The sequence below is a fragment of the Bifidobacterium castoris genome, from assembly GCF_003952025.1.
Taxonomy (GTDB): Bacteria; Actinomycetota; Actinomycetes; order Actinomycetales; family Bifidobacteriaceae; genus Bifidobacterium; species Bifidobacterium castoris.
Genome location: NZ_QXGI01000011.1, coordinates 46,362 through 63,659 on the forward strand (window position 1 = coordinate 46,362; position 17,298 = coordinate 63,659).

At 62.9% G+C, this 17,298-nt stretch carries 8 protein-coding genes and 1 pseudogene; 1 reads left to right on the forward strand and 8 read right to left on the reverse strand.

Annotation, left to right across the window (positions count from 1 at the left end):
• Positions 1-22: 22 nt before the first annotated feature.
• The 5 genes from D2E22_RS09730 to rplJ form a co-directional block, all read right to left on the reverse strand.
• Positions 23-3,649, reverse strand: coding sequence for a helicase (locus tag D2E22_RS09730; protein ID WP_126032891.1), 3,627 nt, complete (start codon positions 3,647-3,649; stop codon positions 23-25).
• 8 nt (positions 3,650-3,657) lie between these two features.
• Complete coding sequence (locus D2E22_RS11025; protein ID WP_126032879.1) at positions 3,658-5,811, reverse strand: variant leucine-rich repeat-containing protein; 2,154 nt, start codon at positions 5,809-5,811, stop codon at positions 3,658-3,660.
• A gap of 414 nt (positions 5,812-6,225) precedes the next feature.
• Positions 6,226-7,068, reverse strand: a complete 843-nt coding sequence (locus D2E22_RS09740) for a hypothetical protein (RefSeq protein ID WP_126032880.1) — start codon at positions 7,066-7,068, stop codon at positions 6,226-6,228.
• Between the two features lie 577 nt (positions 7,069-7,645).
• A complete protein-coding gene (gene rplL, locus D2E22_RS09745; RefSeq protein ID WP_126032881.1) occupies positions 7,646-8,026 on the reverse strand; it encodes a 50S ribosomal protein L7/L12 in 381 nt (126 codons plus the stop codon).
• A 114-nt stretch (positions 8,027-8,140) separates the two neighbouring features.
• A complete protein-coding gene (gene rplJ, locus D2E22_RS09750) occupies positions 8,141-8,662 on the reverse strand; it encodes a 50S ribosomal protein L10 (RefSeq protein WP_095612577.1) in 522 nt (173 codons plus the stop codon).
• 499 nt (positions 8,663-9,161) lie between these two features.
• Between rplJ and D2E22_RS09760 the strand changes: the two genes are divergently transcribed.
• Entirely contained in the window at positions 9,162-10,103 is a 942-nt protein-coding gene (locus D2E22_RS09760) for a metal ABC transporter solute-binding protein, Zn/Mn family (RefSeq protein ID WP_126032882.1), read from the forward strand.
• Positions 10,104-10,300: 197 nt separating this feature from the next.
• Here the strand turns inward: D2E22_RS09760 and D2E22_RS09765 are convergent, their stop codons facing one another.
• The 3 genes and pseudogenes from D2E22_RS09765 to D2E22_RS09775 all read right to left on the reverse strand — a co-directional run.
• Positions 10,301-11,695 carry an NCS2 family permease gene (locus tag D2E22_RS09765; protein ID WP_126032883.1) on the reverse strand — a complete coding sequence of 465 codons (1,395 nt, stop codon included), beginning with the start codon at positions 11,693-11,695 and terminating at the stop codon, positions 10,301-10,303.
• Between the two features lie 151 nt (positions 11,696-11,846).
• On the reverse strand, positions 11,847-16,676 hold the full coding sequence (locus D2E22_RS09770) for a SpaA isopeptide-forming pilin-related protein (RefSeq protein WP_164518503.1): 4,830 nt from the start codon (positions 16,674-16,676) through the stop codon (positions 11,847-11,849).
• A gap of 495 nt (positions 16,677-17,171) precedes the next feature.
• A pseudogene (locus D2E22_RS09775) lies at positions 17,172-17,298 on the reverse strand (phosphate ABC transporter ATP-binding protein); the annotation flags it as partial.

Genomic DNA, 17,298 nt, shown 5'->3' on the forward strand with positions numbered 1-17,298 from the left:
AAGACGCGGATGACGGAGTCGCTCACCGCTGCGCCTCCCGGTACAGCGCGTCGAGCTGCGCGACGACGCGGTCGACCTCCTTGTCCGGGTTGACGAAGGCCGCGACGCTCCAGATCGTCATGACCGACCAGCCGAGGCCTTCGGTGTCCTGCTCGAGGATGCGGTGCCGTTCGCGCGTCGACTGGATGCCCATGAACTGGGCGTCGTCGGTGAACACGGCGAGCACATACGGCTTGTCCTTGCGCCCGACGACCATCGGCAGCCGCGCGCCGCCGTCGTAGCCGTAGTCGATGGCCACGTCGAGACCGCGCTCGCGGATGCGCGCGGCCAGATCGGTGAGCAGCACGTTGTCCGCATCGGGTTTGCCCGCCGCCGCGATCGGCGTCTCGTTGCCGAGCCGCTGCGCCCAGACGAGCAGCGTCTTGAGCATCTTCGGGCCGGCGTGGTGCAGGCGGTCGTCCTCGAGGTCGTCGGCGCTGAACGCGCTGACGATGTCGATGTTGTGGTCGGCGAGCGCGAGCGCATCAAGCAGCATCCCCTTGCCGCCGTCGCTTTCGAGCGCGCCGAACTGCTGCAGCAGGCGGCCGTGCGACGTCTTCGCGTAGCTCATCGACAGGATGACGTCGGTCGCATGCGCGCCGGCGACGTCGGTGATGTCGATGATGCGCACGTGCCGCAGGAAGCGTCCCATGATCTCGTTGCGCGTCGAGAGCGCCTTGAGCTCGGCGCCCAGCCGTGTGCGGAAGGTCGGCGTCATGCATACGACGGTCAGGATGTAGCTCGCCGGCACGGTGGTAAAGGTCTGCGCGCGCCGGGTGATGAGGTTGACGATCTCGTCGATCTCGCCCTGGCTGCTTTCGACGAGGCCGCTCGCCATGATCGGCACGCCGGTCGCCTCGATCTGGTGGAACATGAGATGCCCCTGCACGCCGTCGCGCGTCACGGCATGGCTGACCTGGCCGTAGCCCTGCGCCTCGAGGAAACGGTTGACGCGCGGATCGCGGCGCGTCGGATGCGGCGCGACCGTGACGTGCGGCAGCAGCGAGACGAGCGTGCGCACGCTGTCGGAGGTGATCGTCTGCTCATGGGCGAGGACGACGACCTGACGTGCACGGCACAGGATGTTCAGCAGCAGGATCGACGGCAGATGCGCGGCCGCGTCGACGATGACGACGTCGGCGATAGGCGTCGGCTTCGTGACCGAGGCGAGCGTCGCCGGCGTGCTCATGATGACCGGCTTCGCAGCGGCGAGGATCTCGGGATGGTCGTGGTGGATGCGGCTCAACGAGATGCCGTTCGAGCCGGCGAGCACGGTGTGCAGCATGTTCGCCTCCTGCGTGCGCGCGAACAGCAGGTCGCACAGGCGGTGCATCGACTCCTGCATGATCATCGGGCCGACCGAGCGCACATGCTCGGTGTCGACCTGCACGAAACGGTCGGAGGCGTTCTGCAACGCCGATCCGTCCTGGTTCGAGATGATCGCCGACGAATGCACGATGTCGTCGAAGACGGTGGTCCACCAGGCGAGGCGCAGCTCGTCGCGCACGGCGTCGACGGCCACATGGCGCTGATGCAGGTCGTCGACGAGCGCGCTCAGGCCTGCGGCGTCGAGCTCGCGTTCGAGCGTGGCGCGCTCGGGCAGCGTGTCGAGCGCCTTGCGGTCGTCGAACAGCGCCTTGAGCCGTTCCTCGACGTCGTTGAAGTCGGTCGTCTGCAGGTCGCCGCCGTCGGGCGTCGTCGCTAGCACCGTGTCGAGCGCCGTCATGTTGGAGACGAGTTCATCCTGCGTCGTGATGATGTCGTCGAGCTTCGGCGGCAGCACCGGCCAGCCGCCATGCGGCACGAACAGACGCCACTGTTCGGCCTGGCGTTGCACGACGCACAGCGCGTCGTGCAGATTCTCAACCTGCGCGCCGACGCGCAGCAGGCTCTTCGCCTCCTTGATGTGGCGCCGGCGTTCCCAGAAGCCCATCGCCGACCCGTCGGACTTGCGGTCCTGCTTCGGTTTCGTCGCCTCGATCATCAGATCGATGTCGCGTTCGAAGATCTCCGGCTGGAACACGTCGAGCACACGCCGCAGGTTCTTGAGCACCGTGACCTGGCGTCCCCATTCCTGCGCCGTCGTCGGCACCGAGAATCCGCAGGTCTTCACGGTGTTCGTCACCTGCTCGCGCGTCGCCGGCAGCAGGGTGCGCAGCATCGTCACGACGCGCTGGTAGGCGCCGATCGCCTCGTCCTCGCTGTAGAGGGAGGCCTTGTACCACGCGGTGTCCTTCGCGTCGATCGAGTATTCACCGAGTTCGCCGGCACGCTCGAGCTTGGCCGCCCAGTCGTCGAGCGACGGCCCGATCCTCTGCGCGACCTCCTTCGACAGCCGCACATGCGTCGACGGATGCGTCGGCAGTTCGGCGATGCTCGCGAGGTTCTGAATCGTCTGGTAGGCGGAGACGCCCCACGTCTTGTTGACGCCGTGCAGGTCGCCTAGGTATCGCGTCAGGCGCGAGCGCACGCCGACGAGCTCATCGGCGAGCTGTTCGAAGCGCGACGTCGCGACACCCTGCTGGTAGCCGACGGCGCGGATGAGCTGATGGTCGATCGCGGCGTTCGCGTTCGGGTCGGCCACGTCGAGCACCTGCCCGCTGAGCTCGTTCGCGCGCATGATCGACAGGAAGCGGCGTTTCTGGTCGGTCACGCACGGCACATACAGCACGGAACGACCTGCCATGATGCAGCGCGAGGCGAGCGCGGCGGCCTGTTCGGCCGTGTCGGTGTCCTCGGTGCCGTCGACGAACAGCGAATGACCGGCCGCGGCCATGTTCGCGGCGTAGCGGACCGTGTTGTCGACGTCGCCGACTTCGTATTCGGAATGCGGGTCGCCGTCGAAGGGGCTGAAGGGGGGCATCGTCTCGTTGCTCAGCGAACCGCGGGCCTGCGGGTAGCCGGCGAGCGCGTCGAGCATGACGTTGCCGCTCGGGCCCTTCGCGAGATGGTCGATGATCATCTGGCTCTCGACGAGGATCTGCGTCGACGGATCCATGAAGCAGCCGAGGATGATCTGCCGTTCGATCGAGAAATCGGGGAAGACCTGCTGCGCGGCCTTCGAGATCGCGGCGAAGACGGCGGCCGTCTCCGGCGTGCCGGACGCGTAGTTCGAACCGTCGAACAGCTGGCGTTCGTCAAGGCGGACCCCGTGCTCGCGCATCGCGGCGAGGAAGGACGCGTTGAGCCGCACATGCCCGGTGAAGCTGATCGTCGTGTGGTGTTCGACCGGGTTGCCGTCGCGCACCACCTCGACCGGGTAGAGCAGCACCGGCATCATGTTGCCCTTCCAGGTGGCCACGCCGACGACGAGCGACAGTTCGGCGACGCCGCTGATGCGACGCTTCGCGCCCTGATCGTCGAGGACGCGTTCGACGCGGCGCGCGGCCGTGCGCAGCATGCCGCTGTCGCGGAACAGCGAATGCAGCGGCGCGCTGCCGCGGGCGAACAGCTGCGAGATGCCCGACGGGTGCGCGTGCGTGAGGTCGACCTGCGCGGTCAGCTGCGCCACGTCTTCGAGCGGCGAGGGCACAAGGTTCGCCTTGAATTCCTCACGCCACCGGCGCAGCTCGTCGAGCGCGCCGCTCGTCTGGGTGGAATTGTCCATCATCTGCTCGCTCACTTTCCTACTGCCTTGCGGTAGTCCTCATATCCCGGATTGCGGCTCAGCGCCTCGTCGATGTCCGCGTTCGACTGCGCGGCGAGCCATTCGTACAGGTCATCGTACAGCGTCGGATTCATCGCGAGGAACGGCAGCAGCTCCGCATGACGCGCCATCTCGAACTGTTCGGTGAAGTCGTCGGAACGGCGTGCATCGTCGGATGTGTAGCCGCCGGCCTCGATGAGCTCCTTCGGTTTGTCGAAGTCGCCGTTCGCGACGCGTTCGAACACCGACCCCGGCTCGAAGGCCGGCGTGAAGGTCTGCGTCTCGTCGAGCGACGGCGCGTCATCGTCGTGACGGCGGAAGCGGTCGTGGTCGTCGTCGGCCCCGTTCTGCACGACCGTGTCCTCCGATGTGGACGCGCCGGCCGATACGCCGGCAGTCACGGTCGTCTCGGCCACGAAATTCGTCTGATGCGTCGGCGCGGCGACCTCGATCGGCACCGTCGCGTCGGCGGCCGCGGAATCCGCAGGCGTCGCGGCCGTCACGGCCGTCACGGTCATTTCGTGGGACGCCGCGGCGTCCGGCCCCTGCAGCGTCGACTCGATGACGTCGAAGTGCAGCGCGTTGCGCTGTTCGGCGAACGCGTCGGAAGGCGCCGGATGCCGCTGCGTCGGCTGCTGCGGCTGGGCCTGCTGCACAGCTGAGATGTCGCGCGGCAGCTCGACGTTGATGAGCGGCGTCTGCGCGGCCGCCGTCTGCACGTTCGGCTGCTGCAGCTGCTGCGGGCGCCGCATCGACGCATCGTATGGCGCCCCCGCGTTCGGCTGGGCGGTCATATTCGGTTGGACGATTGCGTTCGGCTGCGTATCCGTATTCGGCTGCACGGGCTGCGCGATCGACTGGGCGGCCTGCACGAGCTGCACGGGCTGCACAATAGGCTGCGACGGCTGCTCGACCGGCTGCACTGGCTGCACGGACTGCACGGACTGCACGGGTTGTGCGATCGGCTGGGCGGCCTGCTCGGGCCGAGTGATCGGCTGGACGCCCGGCTCCTGCATCGGCTGGGCGGCCTGCGCCGCCGCGTCGTATCGCGGTTCCGCACCCGACGGTTCCTCCGTCGTCTGCGTATCCTGCATCGGCTGTTGCGCAGGCTTCGGCTGCATCGCGACGCCCGACTGCATCGACGTCTGCCAGATGCTCGGCTGCTGCGGACGTGTGGGCGTCTGCGCGGCCTGCGGCTGCGCGGTGGTTTCCTGTTGCGGACGCATCGTCGTCGAGATCGACGGTTCGCCATGCACCGATGGCGTCGGCGAGACGGTCGGGGAAACCGGCTCGCGCGTCGCACCGGCGGCCGGCTCCTGCGGCTGGATGATGTCGAGGGAAGGAATCGGCCGATGCTGCTGCGCGAGTTCGGTCACGCTGACGAGGCTGTCGGCGTTGCGACGGTCGGCATGACGCGGACCGTCATGCATGCGCGGCACGAACTCCTCCTTCTTCGCGGCCGGTTCGTCGATCTTGCCTGCGGCGACGTCGTGCGCATCGGCGAACAGGTCGCGCGGCGCCGCGTCCTGCGCGTCATCGTCGTTCGCGTCGTTCACCGCGAGTGGGTTGAGCGGCGACGAGAACGGCACAAAGGTCTGCTGTTCCGCCTGACGCAGCTCCTTCGCGCGCGAACGCACCTGCCCGGCGTTGAAGATGTTGGTCGGCTCGCCGGCGCGCAGATTGAGGATGTCGTCGATCGACATGTCGGCCGCCTCCGGTTCGCTCGGCTGGTTGTCGAGCGCATAGTCGAAGAGGTTGGCGACGTCGTCGTCCTTCGATGTCGTGTCGTCGTCGATGAAGCGCACGAAGTCGACGGGCACGTCGCCGAACTGCAGGCGCACCGTCTCGTCGTTCATCGCGAAGTCGGATCCGCCGGGCAGCCGCACGAGTTCGTTGCCGGGACGCACGAGGAAGGTGCCGTTCGTCGAATTGAGGTCGCGCAGGATCGCGTTGCCGTCCGTCTTCACCGAGAATTCCGCATGCCGTTTCGACATCGAGCGCGTGTCGTCGAGGATCTCGATGCGGCGCATGCCTCCGCTCGGCACCGGACGCAGCGGCTTGCGACCGATCTCCACGGTTTGTCCTGCTTCGACGCTGGCCAGATCCGAACCGTCAACACGTATCATCCATTTCGTTGTCGTTCGTTGATCTCCGCTCACCGTGGGACCTTCCTTTCGCCGTTGTCCGCTCGGGTGCGCCGCGCGTGCGACGGCGCTTCACCGAGAAGTACGCATACTGAACAACATTTTACGCGGTAGTTCAACAAATCGCTCGATTCCGCCCCAACACGCCAGCATTATCGCACAGAGCTGTAACCGCGTCCCCGTCGGCGCATCGATGCGCATCGTGCCGACCCCGTTTCCAGGCCTCCGGCGGACCGACTTATCGACCCCACCGACGAACCCACCCGCATCGGACCAACCCGTCGACCACGCCGACGAACCGACCCGCAAACCAGCCAGTTTCCGGGTCAATCCGTCGGCCTGGTCGACGAAACCACCCACCTGTCCCGCCCAGGCCGCTCCACCCACTGCGTCCGGTCAGGCCGCCTGCCGCATCATCGGTACGCCCGCTTCGGCGAGCTTCCTTGCCAGTTCCCGGCGGTCGACGAGATCCTCCATACGGATGCGGATCACCGCATGCACGCCCGCACGCTGAAGCCCCTCCGTCCGTTCACGTTCATCATCGATGATGCCGCCAAGCGTGCGTCCCTGCACCATCGCCGGATCCGTGTATTTCACCAGTCCGTCGAGTTCCACGACGATGAGCCTGTCGTCGGCCGTCCTCCATAGATAGTCGACGCGGTATCGACGCCCCGTCTGAGGATCGACGAACTCCACCTGCTGTGCAGGCGGCACGAACCCGCATTCGATGAACACGGCGAAAGCCTTCGCCTCTCCCCCGTTCTCGGCATTCGCATTCGCATACTGCAGCACTTTGCGCAGCCCGTCGTTCATCAGACCGTTCTCCACCGCGCATATCATGATCAGCTCAGCACGCACGCCTTTACGCAATGCGCAACACGCCATCGTCGTGCCGTCGACGAACGACATCGCAGCGGTGCACTCGGCGACCGTCTGCGCAAGCGGCGTCACACGGACTCCGTCCACGACCACGCTGCGCACATGCGCACGATGCTTCCTTTCGATATGCACGCTGTTGCAATGGGTGCCTTTCGGCGTGCAGACGACGGTGATGGCGGGACCATGCAGTATCCGCCGCACGACGCCGTACTCGATCCACAACCCATGCATGCACGCCGCGGCCACACCTGCGAACACCCAATCCGGATGCCACTGCGCAAGCGCGCGCACCACGTATTTGAGCTGTTCGACCGGCCCGAGCGATTTCCAAAGCTCAGCCCGTACGAACAATCCGGGCATCGGCGTCTCGATCTCACCCGTTCTTGCCCGTCGCAGCAACGCCTTGCGTACGGGATTGCCGATGGGATGAAGACAGCGACGTTCCCGCTCGGCCTCATCCAACTGACGACTCATTTCGGCGTGATCTCGCATGTGCCCACTCCTTCGTCATACAGCGATTACCGACCGGCTCCACGCTATATGCGCATTCCATCGCCGCGCCAGCTTCAGCGACCCTGTGTACGGACGCCCCGGTTATCCACACTTCGCGGTCGGCGGACCCCGGTTGCCGCTATTCGGCCCCGCATCCGGCGAGATCCCGTATCACGATGCGTCTTTTGTCCCGCCGACGACGAAATCACCCGCAGCCATCCGCGTTTCCGTCTCGATCCATCGACACTGTCGCCGAACCCACCCGCAAATCGGCCCAGCCATATCCCCAATCCCCACCACGGACGAGCGGGCCACACTCAATCTCCGCGCACCCCGATCCGTCCCTGGACTTTGCCCGATCCCCGAACGCAGGAGTCCCCTGCAGTCCGCGGACTGCAGGGGACTCCCACAAAGCGTTTGTGATGTGCGGCTAAGGCCGCGCGAATCACTTGAGCTCGACGGTGGCGCCAGCTTCTTCGAGCTGAGCCTTGGCCTTCTCGGCGTCTTCCTTCTTGGTGTGCTCGAGAACCGGCTTCGGAGCGCCGTCGACGAGAGCCTTCGCCTCAGCCAGGCCGAGGTTGGTGATGGCGCGGACAGCCTTGATGACCTGGATCTTCTTGTCGCCAACGGCGGAGAGGATGACGTCGAACTCATCCTTCTCTTCCTCGGCCGGAGCAGCGCCCGGAGCGGCGGCAGCGGCAACGGCGACCGGAGCGGTGGCTTCGACGTCGAACTTCTCTTCGAAGGCCTTGACGAACTCGGAGAGCTCGACGAGGGTCATTTCACCGAAAGCTTCGAGGAGCTCATCCTGGGTGAACTTAGCCATTATGGCTTCCTTTCAATCGTGGCACGCAGCGTTGTTGTCGTGTTCCGCGCACCTGAAATTTATCTGGTTTTCCGTTTTTCCGAACTGATTGCTATGCGGCGAACCGCAGGGCGATCAGGCGGCCTTCTCCTGCTTTTCGCGCAGGGCGTCGATCGTACGAACGACCTTCGTCGGCAGCGCGTTGAACAGGCAGGCGGCCTTGGACATCGTGCCCTTGAGCGCGCCGGCCATTTCGGCAAGCAGTTCCGGACGAGACTTGAGGTCTGCGAGCTGCTTGGCACCCTCGGCGTCGTACACGGTTCCGTCTGCGTAACCGCCCTTGACGATGAGGGCCTTGTTGGTCTTGGCGAAGTCACGCAGCGTCTTCGCAGCCTCGATGAAGTCTCCCTGAACGAAGACAACCGCGGAAGGACCCTTGAGCATCTCGTCGAGACCCTCAATGCCCGCTTCCTTGGCGGCGATGCGGAACAGCGTGTTCTTAGCCACAGTGTAGGAAGTATCGCGGCCTAGCTTTTCGCGCAGATCGGAGATCTGCGGAACGGTAAGCCCGCGGTACTCGGTCAGGTAGACCGCGTCAGCGTTACGGAATGCTTCCGTAAGCTCGGCGACCACCACTTCCTTTTCGGGCCTCTTCATGGCGTTCCTTCCTAAGTCGGCCGTTGACTGTGAGGCGGGGCGCCAAACCCGGGCAACAAAAAAGCCCTGCGCACAGGCAGAGCAGCATCCATCCTTGAATACTCAAGGAACTATGTTTCTCAACCTGCGCTGGCTTGGCGAACCAAACTTCGTGAAGCCGTGAACGACTTCCAACCAACGGTCTGTGGTTTACAAGAGTGATAATCTACCGATCCCCTGCGACACGACCAGACCCGGGCGTGTCGTCGCCGTCCCACGCTGTCGATACGCACGACGAACCGACCCGCAAAGCAGCTCGCCTCCGCCCCATCACACCCCATCACCCGCCGATACGGCCCCATCCGCCCGACCATCCATCCGCCGCGTCCGGCGCGCCACACCGAACGACCGCTTATTGCGAACGATTCTCAATAATGCTATAGTGGTCACATCAACGACCGACGGCTCGTGCGCTTGCGCGCGAGCGCATACACCAACGAACGAAGAAACGAGGAACCGTATGAAGAAACTGATGCGCGCCGTGATCGCGGCACTCGTCGGCGTCGCGACCGTCGCCGCCGTGAGCGCCTGCTCGACCAGCGGCACCGCGAACGCCGGCAACACCGAAAGCGAAGGCGGCAACGGGAACGCCGTCATCACCGTCATCGCGTCGAGCAACCAGTGGGGCTCGCTCGCGAAGGAACTCGGCGGCGAATACGTCGATGTGACGAGCATCCTCAACAACACCAGCACCGACGCGCACGACTACGAGCCGACGACGAACGACATCTCGAAGATCCAGAACGCGCAGGTCGCGATCGTCAACGGCGCCGGCTACGACGATTGGGCGCTCAAGGCGGCGCAGCAGTCGTCGAAGACGCTCGTCGTCGACGCGGCCGACGTCAGCGGCGTCAAGACCGGCGACAACCCACACATCTGGTTCTCGTCGAACGCTCGCATCAAGACCGCCGACGCGATCACCGCCGACTACATCAAGCTGCAGCCGGAGCACAAGGCGCAGTTCGAACAGCTGCACAAGACCTGGCTGGAAGAGGAAGAGCAGCTCGACAAGGACCTCAAGGAACTCGCGAAGGACAAGGGCAGCAAGAACTACGCGGCCGTCGAATCGGTCGCGCAGTACCTCGCCGAGGACATGGGCCTGACCGACGTGACGCCGAAGGGCTACAAGCAGGCGGCCGCGAACGAGTCGGAGCCGACGCCTTCGGACATCAAGTCCTTCACCGATTTGCTCAAGCAGGGCGACATGCGCATGCTCATCACAAATTCGCAGGAGCCGAGCGAGATGAACGACCAGCTCGTCGCCGCCGCCGATTCCGGCAACGTGCCGGTCGTCGATGTGACCGAGCAGATGCCCGAGCAGTACAAGTCGCTGCACGAGTGGATGCGAGCGCTCGCCAAGCAGATCCAGGAGACGAACGAGGGGTCCCAGAGCGACAAGTAGCGACGATTAATCGTCATCGCGGCCATGTCCAATTGATCGCGTGGACCGCCGAATATGGCAAGGCCCGCGTCACCGTTGTCCGGTGACGCGGGCCTTGCCATATTCGATGTGCGAGCCTGCATTCGAGTGCGCATATGTACATGCCCGCGCGCATCCGCATATGCGGGTGGCCGGATCACGGCATCGCGATCATCGCGCTACAGGATCGCCATGCATGCGAAGTCGAGGATGAACAGCGCGGAGACGATCCAGACGATCGGATGGACCTCGGACGCCTTCTTCTTGCAGACCTTGACGATGCAGTAGGTGATGAAGCCCGCGGCGATGCCGTAGGAGATCGAATACGCGAAGGCCATGAACACCGACGCGAAGAACGCCGGGATCGCCTCGGAGATGTCGTCCCAGCGCACTTCCTTGAGGGAGGCCGCCATCATGCAGCCGACGATGACGAGGACGCCCGCCGTCGCGGCGCTCGGCACGGCCGAGATGACCGGCGCGAAGAAGATCGACAGCGCGAAGCAGCAGGCGACGATGACCGAGGTCAGGCCGGTGCGGCCGCCCACGGCGATGCCGGCCGAGGATTCGACGTAGGTCGTCGTGTTCGAGGTGCCGAAGATCGAGCCGATCGACGTCGCGATCGAGTCGGCGAACAGCGCCTTGTCCATCTTCGACGAGAAGCCGTGGCCGTTCTCGAGCGACTCCTCGTCGGCCTTCGAGAAGATGCCGGTGCGCCGGCCGGTGCCGATGAAGGTGCCGAGCGTGTCGAAGGTGTCCGACATCGAGAACGCGAAGATCGTCACGAGGACGAGCGGCAGCTTCGCCGGGTCGGCGAACAATGTGCCGAAGCCCTCATGGGAGAACAGCGCGCCGAAGGTCTGCGGCAGCTGACCGAAGGCGTCGCCGATCGAGATGCTGTTGTTCATCGTCGTCTGGCCCATCGGGATGCCGATGACGGCGGTCAGCACGATCGCGAGCAGCATGCCGCCCTTGACCTTGAGGATCGTGAAGACGATGACGAGCAGCAGGCCGATGAGGAACAGCCACAGCGTCGGCGTGTTGAGCGTGGCCATGCCCGGCACGGCGGATACGGCGCCGCCCTGGGCGGCCGCCTTCGGATCGTTCGGCGTGAAGGTGACGGCGGCCACGTTGAGCAGGCCGACGTAGGCGACGAAGAGACCGATGCCGCCGCCGATCGCGTGCTGCAGCGACTCGGGGATCGCCTTGATGATCATCTTGCGCACCTTGGTGACGGTGATCAGGATGTTGATCAGGCCGCACAGGAAGACCATGCACAGCGCCTGCTGCCAGGTGAAGTGGAGGCCGGAGCACACGGTGTAGGTGAAGAAGGCGTTGAGGCCCATGCCCGGCGCCTGCGCGTATGGGACGTTCGCGAACAGACCCATGATGAGCGTGCCGATGATCGCCGCGATGATCGTCGCGAGGAAGACGCCGCCCCATGGCATGCCCGTCTGCTGCAGGATCTGCGGATTGACGATGATGATGTAGGACATTGCGAAGAACGTCGTCAGACCGGCCATGCATTCCCTGCTGACCGTCGTGCCGCTCTCCTTGAGATGGAAGAACTTCTCCATGGAACACCCTGTTTTTTCTTCTCGTGATTGCTGCATTGTTCTGAGCGCCGCGCACCGACAAGCACATGACGCATGCCGTCCCGACAAGGGGACGGCACGACGTTAACATGACCATATGTAGAACATGTTGCGAGAGGCGCAGATGCCTACATCAACAGTAGATGCCGCGACGTTTCGAGGCGGCACAGACCACCATGACGCCCATCACAATCACGAATCCCGCGAACGGCTGCCATGGCGCACCTGCGCCGCCAGTGTCCGGGAGCACGACACCTGGTTCATTCTCGACATTGAACACGCCGACACTGTCGCACACACTGACCGTGCCATCCTCGTCAAGCGTACATGCATTGTCTGCGTCGATTGTGAATGTGGCACTCCATTGCGGATCGAGATAATACCCGTCTGGCGCGGCATGCTCACGCATCGTATATATACCCCACGGCAGGGTCCTGAGTCGTAGCACACCGGGCTGCGGATCGAGGTCCACCGCCCACTGGGGCGCACCATCCTGTGCCCTGCACGAATCCTCCTCGATGCAATCCGCGACGATTGTGCTCATGACTTCCGCCCCCTCAGCCAACTTGTATTCAATCGACCACTGGCTACCAGGGAGCAGCGTGCTTTGCGGTGCGGGTGATGTCTTGCGCCATTGCACGGAACCGGTAAGCCTTCTATTGACAATTGCCGTGCCGTTCATGGATTGACCGCCTTCCACCTCACCTGTCGTTTGATCGTAGGAGTCCAAGGACGCGCGCACGAATGCCGTCGGATTCTTGTTGTACTCGATTGCAAAATAGAAGCACTGCGAATCGGCTGCATATCCCGTCGGAGCCTGTGTTTCAAGCAAACGATAGCGCTGTGGTTGCTCCTCACGCTCCGCCGTCACCGTGCCATCGCCGTTGTCGTATGCGTTCGCCGCCCCGACACCTGCCGGCAATCCGAGTACGGTGAAATGCCCGATGACGGGATCGGCGTCGTAGTACGCCTGCCCGTCCTGCGGTGTGCATCGCCCCTCTGTGCAGTCGGAAATCGTATTAAGTGTCCGATATGCGCATGTGCCATCCTCGTCGCATTGCCACTGTTCGAGCCGCCACGCAGACGGGGATGTTTCTATGACCGGCGCGCCATCCGCATCCGCATCGACCTTGCTCCATTGCACCTTGCTCGGCGCATCGGAAATCCAACCGATTCCCTGTACGACGTCAAGCGTGCTCGCAGTACCGCCATCCCATGTCACACTGCCGTCAGCATGCACAACGAAACTGAACTCGTGTTCGTTGACGAGGTATCCGACCGGCGCATCAATCTCGCGCAGCTTCCATGTTCCAGCGGCAAGCCCTCGCACGGTGAACATACCTGCACGCGCATCGATGTCGCGCATATCGCTGTTTTCGATGACTTGCATTGCCGCAACAGCCGTGAACAACGGTATGCGCGCCAACCGTTTCGACAACATCCGCGCATCGTTCGCCGCCTGCGGCTCATCCCCAAGCATCTGCGGCTGGGCCACCGCGCATCCAGGAGCGCCATCGCTCAGCCGATGGTCGTCCACGCTGTACGCATTCTGCGGAATGGTGGTCTCATTGTTGATGAGCAGGTTGCCGCCGCCATACCATGCACCACCATCTGCCCGGAAGGTGAATTCGAGCTTGTGGCCCGCGAGCGAACGCGGGAACATAACCATGCTCCAGCCATCACCACATCCGTCAACCGGCAGCATCGCCAGATCGGTTGAATTGTCGCTCCAAACATCATCGTATCCGTAACGCATGTAGACGCCAGTCACACCAGGCCAATTGAGATAGATCGCCGTCAGTTCATCGCCAGCCGCCACAACGGTCACGCTGAGCGTCAGGCCGCCGCACGTCATACTGACCGTCGTAACACCCTTCGCAAGCGCGGTGATCGTCGCGGACCGCCCATCCGGTGCGGGATCGATACGCGCCACTTCCGGATTGTCTGATTCCCATATGACATCACCCGATGGCGATTGCAACCGGATCGTCTGTGTCTGCCCGACTGGAAGCACGTATCGTTCCTGCGCACTCGCTTGGTCGTTTTCGCCTAGGATATAGAACGATTGGAGGCCATCCGCCGGATGGCATGCAAGTTCGGGGATGCCCACGTATGCCTTACGTGTGCTTCCGTAGACGGTGTAGGCCTGTGATTGACCTGTGATTGAGAAGTTTCCCCCGGTCGCGCCCTTGAGCTCGTGCCCTTGGTCGTCCTTGAACATGAACTGGATGCCATCGCGCGTTGACGTCGTGATCGTGTACGACCATACCTCTCCCGCATTGCCCAAGCATTCGCTACGCATCGTCGGCGCATTGTTCCAGTCGGTCCATACACCGTCGATGCCATAGTGGATGCGCGGCGCGGAGCTGAAGATTCCACTGTCGAGATTGAGGTAGATCGTGACAGTACGCGAATGTACGACATGTACGACGATGGATACCGTGTGCTCGCGGTATCGTGCGGTAATTGTCGTGACGCCCTCCGTTGCGGCATGCAGGTTGCCTGTATCGTCGATGCTCGCCACGGTAGGGTCCGAAGATGCCCACTCCACCTGTGCATGCGCTGGTGTCGTCTTTGCGACGAGTTGCGTGTGTGTGCCGAGCTCCACCGTGAGCGTATCCGGCGCGACTTTCCCATTGTATTTCACGGTTAATGACGAGTCCATCGGTTGAGGGTACACAATGATGCGTATCGACGCGCTCACTGGTTCGCCGTCATTCACGGCAATGCTCGTCGCGCTGATCGTCACTTCGGTCGCGACACTTGGATCGGAGACGACTCTCACCCTTCCCTGTTGTACGCTGACGATTGGATTGCTGCTGTTCCATACCACTTCTTGTGACGCGTTGTCTGGCGCTATCCGCGTATCGAAGGTCAATGCGCCGTTCCCCTGCAGGGCACCATCCGCGCCGTACAGATTGCCTGTCACATCCACGCCGAGTATGCCGGACACCGGCTTGCCATCACGTAAAATCGTGATCGTTTCCGGTGCCACAATACCGTCAATGATGCGGTGTGTCCCACCATCAGGATCCGTCAACTGCCATGTCGAACCGGCAAGCGGCGTGTGAGTAGCGTCACCTTGCGCAGTTTTGCCCCAACTGATTGACGATTCGCGGATGTTGATGATCGCGTTGCCTTTGAGCAATGCATCCGGTGCGGTCAGGTCGAGCGCATTGCCTTCCCCATCATACACAGTGGCGATGGCGGAATTGGTCGCATCACCGCGGCCGGTTGCGTCGATCGCGTAGATGTTCTCATTGAGCCGGTAATCATCCACACTGTCGTCCTCACGCAGGTAGTAGCGTGCGTTTGGTTTGAGATCGACGACCGTGATGCGCCCATCGTCCTTGGCACGGTCGCCCTCTCCCCCATCGCGTACCGTGACAAGCGCGCCGGTACGGTTTTTCGCATCGTCGAGCGTCGCGTACACCGACCATGCCGTACCGGGAAGCGGACGCATGGCGCCGTCGGATCCCGGCGTTGCCTTATCCCACGAGATGACTGCGCAATCATAGGGTTCCCATGGAAAGTTGTGGCGTTCCTGATTCATGTCAATGACCGATGATGTGCCGCGCATTCCAGCTGTACCAATGAACCATTCGCTGCCTGTTGTCCGGTCTCCGTTTTCCGGCGTCAGTGTGGAACCGATATTACCCGATTGAAATGCATAGGGGTTGTTCATCATGAAGTCCTGCCCGACGAGCACGCGTCCATTCGTGGACACATGCGAATCGAAGCTGCCTTTGGGCACAACGATCGTGCCAAGCATCGCCGCGGCGGGGTCGTCGCCATCGTCATCGACGGCGTAGTTGCCGCCATGGATGGTGAGCAACGGCGTCTGTACGAAGTTCCACAGAATTGACTGCGCCGCAAGGCCATAGGCGTGTTGGACGTGGTCGGGTGCATTCTGGTAGTATCCATTGCCGATCTCGACGTCGTTGAACCAGAACCTCCAGCCATTGTGGAACTCCACCGGCTGTTCCCCTGTCACATTGATGACGACAACGGCGTCCTGTGGGATGCCTTTGAATGCGAAATCAAGTCCCGCATAACCATTGGAATGCAACTGTTCCGCAGGAATCTCAAATACCTGCCAGTACGATTCGCCATCGCCACGGAACGTGATGAGCCGCTCTCGATGCCCTTCGTCGAAAGTGAAGGTGTGGCTGATCGAACCATTGTCGTATTTCGTACGCACGTATGCGGGATCGTCGGGCGCATCGGAGACCCACCAACCGGCATCCGAAGATTCCGCCACGGTCCGCCCATGCCCTTTCCGCTCCGCCAGCGTCTGCGACCCGTGCTGCAGCTTCGCCGTATATGTACCGTAGTCAACGGTGCGCGTCTCGTCCCCATCAATTGTGGTATGCTGAGCGACGACCAGCGGCAAGCTCTGGTTCCACCACGAATCCACGGTCTTGTATGGCGGTTCGCTCGGAGCGTTCAATGACACCGAAGGGATGTTGTAGTTGAACGCGCGCCACGTCCCAGCTCCTGCGAGTTGTGCCCCAAAGGCGAGATCGTCGGTCTGCTCACCTTGAATGCCAATGCCGTTGCCGAGCCATGCGCCATGCACCCATGCGCTGACGGATGCCTGCGCATCCGTGGCTTCCTTCGACTGCATGCTAGTGATGTTCGAATCCAGTCCACCAACGGCGAGCGCGACGTCACCGGTGCGGGGTCTCAGTCCGGAGCCAAAACCGGCGGCCCCCATGCGGAAGCCCGCTCCCGACCAAGACGAGCCACGTTGGTTGAGTGCGAGTTTGCCGCGAACCACGGTCAGCCCCTCTGCCTCGGCGGCGAAGGAAGCATATAGCGAATCCGCGTTCTGCGCATACCAATTGCTCAGATCGTACGGACCATCGCCTTCTGGACGGCTCGCTACATACATGTCCCGTCCCACGTAGGTAGCGACATCGTCATCGATGGTGCCGTCGTTGATGTCATCGGTCAGGTCCACATGTCGTCTTGTACAGGCCCCGCCGGTGTCCGGCTGTGGACTTGCATCCAGCGTAGACTCCTTGCCTTCTGGCTGCTGTTGCGCCAAGGAGGGTAATGGTGCGATGAACGATATGGCGGTGAGCACAATCACCGCAAGTGCGCACACATACGCACGAAAGCATTTCCTTCGACTCCTACGAGGAATAGATTCCGTTAGTGTCGACATTGTCCCCTCTCCTGACTCCCGCGCCCCTAGCTACAAGACACACAATATTTCACTCCCAGCAAACCCCCACACAGCGCATGCCATCACTCTTGCCGCGTACATCCCCAGCTCTTGTTTGTACATCGCTGCACAACGGGCAGTAGGCAGAATCTTACTGCCCGCACCATTGCATGGCAAACCAAGGGTGTGTCACGCCAAAGGGCGCGCACTTGTGCACAGTGCGCGCCCCAACGTTTTTCCTTGCGTACTATAATTAGACGGTTCTTATATATGCGTCCACCGCCTCGCTCAGCCGAAGCGGCCGGAGACGTAGCGTTCCGCTTCCTCGTTCTGCGGGTTGTTGAACATCGTCGACGTATCGGCGAAGTACTCGAGATGGCCGGGCTGCCCGACCGCCTTGAGGTTGAAGAACGCC